This window comes from Vibrio sp. S457-15, assembly GCF_000960545.1.
Taxonomy (GTDB): Bacteria; Pseudomonadota; Gammaproteobacteria; order Enterobacterales; family Vibrionaceae; genus Vibrio; species Vibrio parahaemolyticus.
In genome coordinates, this window is sequence record NZ_JYOQ01000130.1 from 1 (window position 1) to 721 (window position 721).

General features: G+C 42.3%; 2 protein-coding genes. Both read right to left on the minus strand.

What is annotated here, in order from left to right; all coding sequences use genetic code 11:
• Positions 1–15 precede the first annotated feature (15 nt).
• Complete coding sequence (locus tag UF05_RS14485) at positions 16–306, minus strand: type II toxin-antitoxin system RelE family toxin (RefSeq protein WP_005377002.1); 291 nt, start codon at positions 304–306, stop codon at positions 16–18.
• Positions 296–544, minus strand: a complete 249-nt coding sequence (locus tag UF05_RS14490) for a type II toxin-antitoxin system Phd/YefM family antitoxin (protein ID WP_005377003.1) — start codon at positions 542–544, stop codon at positions 296–298. Before UF05_RS14490 ends, UF05_RS14485 begins: the two co-directional genes overlap by 11 nt.
• Positions 545–721: the final 177 nt, after the last annotated feature.

A 721-nucleotide genomic window follows, 5' to 3' on the forward strand; every position in this document is an offset into this window, starting at 1 on the left:
GGCGTTATACCGCAATCAATCATCTAACCTTTTCATGGCTTTACGGTAAACATCGCTACGTTCGCGTTTTCCGACTGCTAAGACGGTTACAATGATGACATCGTCTTCAACTTTGTAGACGAGACGGTAGCCAGATTGACGCAACTTAATTTTATACATGTTGTCAGCTCCAGAAAGCTTTGAAGCCGGAACATGTGGGTTATCTAAGCGTTCTATCAGCTTTTTCTTAAATTGTTGTTGCAGAGTAGATCCAAGCTTTTTCCACTCTTTGAGTGCGCTCTTTTTAAAGTCGAGTTTATAGGTCATCAATATTTACCGAAATGCTCTCTTCAGATTCACGCTCCTTAGCGATAGCTAGTAGTTCAAGATCCTCGAGTCTGTCCATCATCATTTCGTACGCTTCGGCAGGTACACAATAAAATGCGGGCTCATTTCGGTTTAATACAGCAACAGGTTCGCCGTAAGCACTAGTTGCAACTTTCATAGGGTTAGCTTTCAACTCGGTAATGCTTGCAGCAACATCGGCTAAAATTCTAGTGGTCATATAATCGGTCTCTTAAGTGGTCTTTATGTTGGTCATTTTAGCCTCAACCAAGCGGTATAACAAGTTGCTTAAGAGTGATTCGCAACGCGTGGCATTTTTACTATGCGTCGGTTTATGTGTTTAAGGTATTATGCGGAGGCTAAGGTATTGCGTTGCTCACACCTTAGCAAGGCGTTA